Below are 6064 nucleotides of genomic sequence, written 5' to 3'. Positions count from 1 at the left end.
TTTGCCAGCGGCATTGTTGCGTTCTGGCAACAGCAACGGGGCAGCATGCTCAAGTTCTGGTTTATCTCGGCACTGCTTAATGCCAGCCATTTTGGCTTGCTCGGTCAGTATGAAGCAGCGCTGTTTGTTGGTTTAACCGCCATCCGCTTTCTGGTTGCCGCCATGCAGCCCCGCCAGCGCTGGATGTTGCTGTTTATGGCGGTGGCCACTGTTATTTTGCTTACCAGCTACAGCAGCCCGCTGAATTTGCTGCCCTATGCCGCTGCCATGCTGGGTACATTTGGCAGTTTTCAGACCCGGCTTGGCCGGGTCCGGCTGTGTATGGCGTTGGGTGCCAGTTGTTGGATCATTCACAATATTCTGGTGGGATCACCGGTCGCCGTAATGATGGAGCTGGCATTTTTAATCAGTAATCTGGTTGGCTTCCTGCGTGCCCGCCGCCTGGCTGCAAATCTGGCTGCGGCTGATCAGCCCGGCTGAGCCTGAAGCCCTCAGCAAAAGTGACAGCAGTCTGCCCTGAGGGCACCGTCATTAGTCGCAATCAGTAATTATATTTTGTACAGCCTCTTGCGAATCTCCGAAGCTAAGCTCATTATCAAGCAGACAGCGGGCTTAAGCGGTTGGCTCAGCCTGGTTTTCAGTGATTAACAAAATAGAAGTATTCTGATGATGCGTTGGTTTAGTGCTGTTGCCTTAATGTTGTATCTGAGCCTGCTGGTTACCCCGCAGATTGCCAGTGCCAATGCGCCGCATTTAACCCCATTAGCCGATAGTCAGTTACTGGCAGTCAGCCCGTTAACCGGCCAGGCCAGCCTGAGCACTGAACAGGACAGCACAGATGACAATGACAATGCCCTGTCGCTGACACTGCCTTTTGCGCCAGTACGGTTTACTCTTGCTATTACTAGCCTGCCTGCAGCTCTAATGCTGGCCCAACCCAAAGCCGCTCATCCGGCACGCGCCCCACCTTCAGCTTCCTTAGCTTAAAACGTTTGTGGCATTTTGCCTTAGTAAAACTTTTTATTCGCCAGCACGGCCTCTGCATGCTGGCAGCGAGGAATATCATGAGAAATTTAGCATTATTTGCAGTCGAACCTATTGATCATTTAGTTCAGCCAGGCCAGTTTGAGCAGGCCAGGTTAACCTCTCCGGCATTACAACTGGTGACTGACTTTAAACAAAGTAAACCCGATATGATTAGCGAATCACTGCCTGCCAGTGATGTCCTGACGATTATGCAGCTGGAGCGCTGCAAGCTGAAACTGGTGGTGGATGAGCACGGTGAGCTGAGCGGAATTATCCACCTGGAACAATTATCTGACCAGGCCATTATGCGCCGGGTAGCGCTTGGTGACAGCCGGCAGGAAATTAAAGTTGCTGATTTAATGCTGCCACGGCAGCGGATTAAAGCGCTGGCCTGGCAGCAGCTGCAGCATTGCACCATTGCCGATGTGCTTAATACCCTGCAGTCAAGCGGCGAACAGCATTGTGTTGTGGTTGACCGGGAGTCACATCTGATCCGCGGCGTCATTAGTGCCCAGGATATTGCGCGCCGGCTACATCTGCCCTTGCATATCCGCCAGACTCCAACTTTTTTACAACTGTTTGACAGCGTCAGCGCTTAAATCGGCCAGCTGGTCGCGGCATATTTGAACCTTAACGGCAAAACAGGTAGCTTAGCCGTTAAGGTTTTTACTATGAGACTATGCCCGTGAAACAAATCTCGTTTGCGATTAAACTGATTGCCGGTGCCCTGTTTGGCTGCCTGCTCTTTACCGTGCCCACTTCGGCCAGTGTGACCAACAGTGCGTATTTTGAAGCGGAAGATATTTTTGCGCTGGAATACGCCAGCGAGGTGCAGATATCACCCGACGGCAGCCAGATAGTTTATGTGCGGGCCAGCAACGATATTATGACCGACAGTACCCGTACCAGTTTATGGTTGCTGGATGTCAAAACCGGTAAGCAACTGCCGTTGTTTGCCGACAACTTTAACTACAGCCAGCCCCGCTGGTCACCTGACGGCAAGATGCTGGCCTTTATCGCCAATACCAGCGGTAGCCGGCAAATTCATCTGCATCATCTGGCCGAAAATAAAACCGCTCAGTTATCGCGCCTGCCGCAAAGCCCGGCCAACCTGAGCTGGTCACCGGATGGCAGCATGCTGGCGTTTACCATGAATGTGGCAGCCAGCGAAGCAGATGTGAAAAAGCGGGTTAAAAAAGTGAAAAAGCCGAAGGGAGCCAAATGGTCAGAGTCAGCCGTGGTGCTGGACAGAGCCCGCTACCAGGCCGACGGCCAGGGCTTTTTAACACCGCAGTTCCGGCAGATTTTTGTGTTGCCGGTAACAGGTGGCAGCGCCCGCCAGCTGACATCGGGCGACTTTCACCATGGCAGCGATTTAACCTTCACGCCCGATAGTAAAGCCCTGTTATTTTCCGCCAATTTAGACCCTGACTGGGAATTTCAGCCACGTGACAGCAACCTGTACCTGCTCGATTTAGCCAGTAATCAGTTAAGCGCCCTGACCACCATGGCCGGTGACGAAGCCGCCCCGGTGTTTTCACCCGATGGGAAGCAGCTGGCGTTTTTATGGAACAGCAATGCCTTAGTACCCTACACCAACAGCAAACTTAAAGTGCTGAACCTGCGCAGCAATACTATCGATGATATTGCTGCTGAGTTTGACCGCAGTATTGCCGCCGCCAACTGGCTGAGCAACAGCAGTTTTGTGGTGCAGTATGATGATCGGGGCCAGCGTAAACTGGCAAGCTTAAGCCGCAACGGCAAACTGACTGAGCTGACCGCCAGTTTAGGCGGGGTCTCCCAGCCACAGCCATATTTAAGCGGCAGTTACTCGGTGGCGGATAACGGTGTGATTGCCTACACCCATGGCACCAGTCAGCGGCCGAGCGACGTGGCTGTGCTGCAAAAAGGTAAAAGCACGGTATTAACCGCCCTGAACGAAGACTTGCTCGGCCATAAAAAGCTGGCACAGGTGCATGAGATTACTTATAAATCCTCCTTTGATGGTGAGGAAATCCAGGGCTGGTATATGACGCCGCCGGATTTTGATCCAGCGAAAAAATACCCGCTGTTGCTGGAAATTCACGGTGGCCCGCATCTGGCGTATGGTGCGCAGTGGAGTGCAGAAATGCAGCGTTACGCCAAAGAAGGTTATGTGGTGTTTTACGATAACCACCGCGGCAGTTCATCGTACGGCGAACGCTTTGCCTTATTACTGCAGAATAAATACAGTTCGCCGGAAGACTATGCCGACCATGACAGCGGCGTGAATGCCATGCTGGCCCTGGGCTTTATTGATGAGAATAACCTGTTTATCGGCGGTGGCTCGGCCGGTGGTATTGCCACGGCCTATGCCATAGGCCTGACCAACCGTTATAAGGCGGCGGCAGTGGTTAAACCCGTTATAAACTGGCTGAGTAAAGTGCTGACCGGTGACAGCTACCTGTATCAGACCTTTCATCAGTTCCCGGGGGTACCCTGGGAGCATATGGAACATTACTGGCAGCGCTCGCCACTGAGCCTGGTGGGTAATGTGCAGACCCCGACCATTATTATTACCGGTGAGCAGGACCGCCGCACGCCAATTTCTGAGTCAGAGCAGTTTTATCAGGCGCTGCAAATCCGCCGGGTTGATACCGCTCTGGTGCGGATCCCGGGCTCGCCACACGGTATCTCTAACACGCCAAGCCGGATGATTGAGAAAGTGGAATATATGCTGGCCTGGTATGAAAAATACCGTACGCCAAGCGAGTAAGAAGAAAAACCGAACTTGGAAAAGGTCGAACAGGCTTACCCTAAGCCGACCGTTGAAGCCCTGGACGGGCGGAAACGAGCCCCCATGGACGGGTTTACGGCGTGTCGGCGTGGGTAAATCTGTTTGACCTCTACACCAGCATTTCTAAGCAGTTTTGAAATAACGATCCAAAATCGCCAGCGTATCGCGGATAGTGTCGATACGCTGCTCCATAGTCCCATCAAGCGGCCTGATACCAATTTTTGCGCCCAGCACTAATAACGCTTCCGGTTTAGCGCAGGCAGCCAGACAGTCATGCATCGCCTGCTCGCTCATCCAGCTACCAGGCTCGCCGTGTTTAACCCGCTCACTTTGCTGCGCAGGCTGATGGCTGTCCCGCCAGGCGCCGTAGGCGCTGTCTTTATCTGACACGCCGGAAAACATCAGGCCAGTTAACACCCCGGCTGCTTTAGCCTGTTTGATATGCTCCAGCGCACCTTCAGGCCGGCGCGTTTCAAATACCGAGCGGCCCCAGTTAATGACCATCCCCAACTGCTGCTCTGCCGGTAAGCCGGCATTGACTGCTGTCAGCACGTCCAGCTCGTCAGTCAGCGCTAAAAAGCCTTTTGATGGTGCGTGGCTGTCGACATAAGCATCACAGTGCTCGATGACAACTTTTGCGCCCTGCCAGTCCCAGCTCAGCATGGTTTTAAGCGAAGCCTTAAGCGCCGCTTTGGATGAAGCCGCGTTATGCCGAGCCGGCGCGGTCTGGATCATAATGGCCTTAATCGCCTGCCGGCCCAGATGGGAATTCAGTTTGCCGATAGCAGCACAGGCCTGTTGCATAAAATCCAGCGCTGCCGCGCGGCCTGCTTCATCTTCGGAGGCAATTCCAAATTTAGGGTTCTGGCCAAGCGCATTCATAACACCGGGAATACAGGTAAACACATAATCCCAGCCCGGGTCGATGTTCGCTAAAAACCAGTTATCGTCATGCTGATGCAAACGGCCTAAAAAAGGATGCTCCAGGCCTTTTACATTCGGTAATGCCTTTAATCCGTTATAAAATTCGGTTTCGAGTTCGGGGTCCCAGCCACTCTGGTTAGGAGAAGCAGCGTAAGCGCCAACGTAGTATTTCATCGTTAAGGTTATCCGTTTAATGTACGGGTTAAGGGCATGGTCAGGGCTTGCTATTGATCTGGGCTATTCAGCGTGAAAACCAGATGCCTGCGCATATCTTTCAGCACCACCCCTTTTTTCAGCATTAACGCGCTGAACCGCTTTTGCCAGACTAACAGCTGCGGCTGTGCAAGCTGAAGAGCCGCTGAGTCAGTAAACTGCAAGCGCACCAGCAACGAGCCGGGGAAAGCTTCATATTCCAGACTAAACCAGCCCTGCACCACAGCCGGCAGTTCCCGCTTCGCCTGCTGTTCCAGTGCCGTGACTGCAGCCAATACCGCGGCTTGCTGTTTGAATTGTACTTTAGATAATTTTTTCATTCGCAATCAAATATTTCATGGTGTGTTTGCCGATAGCGGCCCGGGCTCAGTTTAACCGGGATCCGGCTGAGCGACAATCAGCACAAGGCATCCCGCCAATAACTCGCCCTGCTCGGCAGCATAATTCCCCTCCCAGGAATAGTTATTGCATATGGTTGTTGCATATAGTTTAAGCAGACTGGTTAGCCCGACTTGACATCAGGCATGGGGTATTCTTATGCGTGCACTTAAAATTACTGGCTGGATTATCCTCAGCCTTGTAGCAACAATCGCTGTCGCCCTTGTGGTATTAGTGGTGGCACCCAAATCTTACCTGGGTTTACTGCAAGCACAGCTAAACGCTGCTACCGGTTATCAGCTGAACGTCGATACGCTGCAGGTAGATCTGTTTCCACCGCGGCTTGCGGCCACTGAACTGCAACTTCGCAATCCTGATATTGCTGAAAACCAGCAGCTGCTGACAGTAGCACAACTTGAACTGAACATTGATGCGGGCAGGTATTTGACTGCGGCACCGACCTGGTGGCAGGCTTCTGCTACTGGTATTAATGTGCAGCTGACTGATCTTGACGAGGGTTCGACTAACTGGCGCAGCTCTGCGACAGCTAAGGCTGCAAGCACGACAGACCAGGAAAGCCCTGGCCAGAATACGGCATCATCGCCCTTATACCACTTTTCAAAAATTAATATCGCTGATTTGAGCTTTACTCGTACCACAGGTGATGACGTCATCACATTGGCGGTTTCCGAACTGAAGCTGACCAAAGCGCCCGAGGAGCATTTACAGGTGCAGCTTACAGCAAAT

7 protein-coding genes are annotated in these 6064 nt (G+C 52.6%); 5 read left to right on the top strand and 2 right to left on the bottom strand.

The annotated features are described in order from the left end of the window. The 4 genes from R3177_RS12455 to R3177_RS12440 form a co-directional block, all read left to right on the top strand. The coding region (locus tag R3177_RS12455; protein ID WP_318971353.1) for a YgjV family protein at nucleotides 1-480 on the top strand (480 nt) is incomplete at its 5' end. A 186-nt stretch (nucleotides 481-666) separates the two neighbouring features. After that, nucleotides 667-987: a hypothetical protein gene (locus tag R3177_RS12450; RefSeq protein ID WP_318971352.1), complete on the top strand. Its 321-nt coding sequence runs from the start codon at nucleotides 667-669 to the stop codon at nucleotides 985-987. 77 nt (nucleotides 988-1064) lie between these two features. Continuing rightward, complete coding sequence (locus R3177_RS12445; protein WP_318971351.1) at nucleotides 1065-1625, top strand: CBS domain-containing protein; 561 nt, start codon at nucleotides 1065-1067, stop codon at nucleotides 1623-1625. A gap of 80 nt (nucleotides 1626-1705) precedes the next feature. Continuing rightward, on the top strand, nucleotides 1706-3781 hold the full coding sequence (locus R3177_RS12440; protein WP_318971350.1) for a S9 family peptidase: 2076 nt from the start codon (nucleotides 1706-1708) through the stop codon (nucleotides 3779-3781). Between the two features lie 144 nt (nucleotides 3782-3925). Here the strand turns inward: R3177_RS12440 and R3177_RS12435 are convergent, their stop codons facing one another. Both R3177_RS12435 and R3177_RS12430 read right to left on the bottom strand, forming a co-directional pair. After that, a complete protein-coding gene (locus R3177_RS12435) occupies nucleotides 3926-4900 on the bottom strand; it encodes a DUF4862 family protein (RefSeq protein WP_318971349.1) in 975 nt (324 codons plus the stop codon). Nucleotides 4901-4950: 50 nt separating this feature from the next. Then, nucleotides 4951-5259, bottom strand: coding sequence for a hypothetical protein (locus tag R3177_RS12430; RefSeq protein WP_318971348.1), 309 nt, complete (start codon nucleotides 5257-5259; stop codon nucleotides 4951-4953). Nucleotides 5260-5476: 217 nt separating this feature from the next. On the opposite strand from R3177_RS12430, the gene R3177_RS12425 reads away from it, so the two are divergent. Beyond that, nucleotides 5477-6064: hypothetical protein (locus tag R3177_RS12425; RefSeq protein WP_318971347.1), on the top strand; the 588-nt coding region annotated here is incomplete at its 3' end.

This window comes from Arsukibacterium sp., from assembly GCF_033722355.1.
Lineage (GTDB): Bacteria > Pseudomonadota > Gammaproteobacteria > Enterobacterales > Alteromonadaceae > Alishewanella.
The sequence above is the reverse complement of the archived record's forward strand: the minus strand, read 5'-3'. Positions and strand labels throughout refer to the sequence as shown.

Bases quoted from the DNA above. Each gene is read 5' to 3' on its own strand.
- R3177_RS12450 (WP_318971352.1), top strand. From the start codon at position 667: ATGATGCGTTGGTTTAGTGCTGTTGCCTTAATGTTGTATCTGAGCCTG.
- R3177_RS12445 (WP_318971351.1), top strand. From the start codon at position 1,065: ATGAGAAATTTAGCATTATTTGCAGTCGAACCTATTGATCATTTAGTT.
- R3177_RS12440 (WP_318971350.1), top strand. From the start codon at position 1,706: ATGCCCGTGAAACAAATCTCGTTTGCGATTAAACTGATTGCCGGTGCC.
- R3177_RS12435 (WP_318971349.1), bottom strand. From the start codon at position 4,900: ATGAAATACTACGTTGGCGCTTACGCTGCTTCTCCTAACCAGAGTGGC.
- R3177_RS12430 (WP_318971348.1), bottom strand. From the start codon at position 5,259: ATGAAAAAATTATCTAAAGTACAATTCAAACAGCAAGCCGCGGTATTG.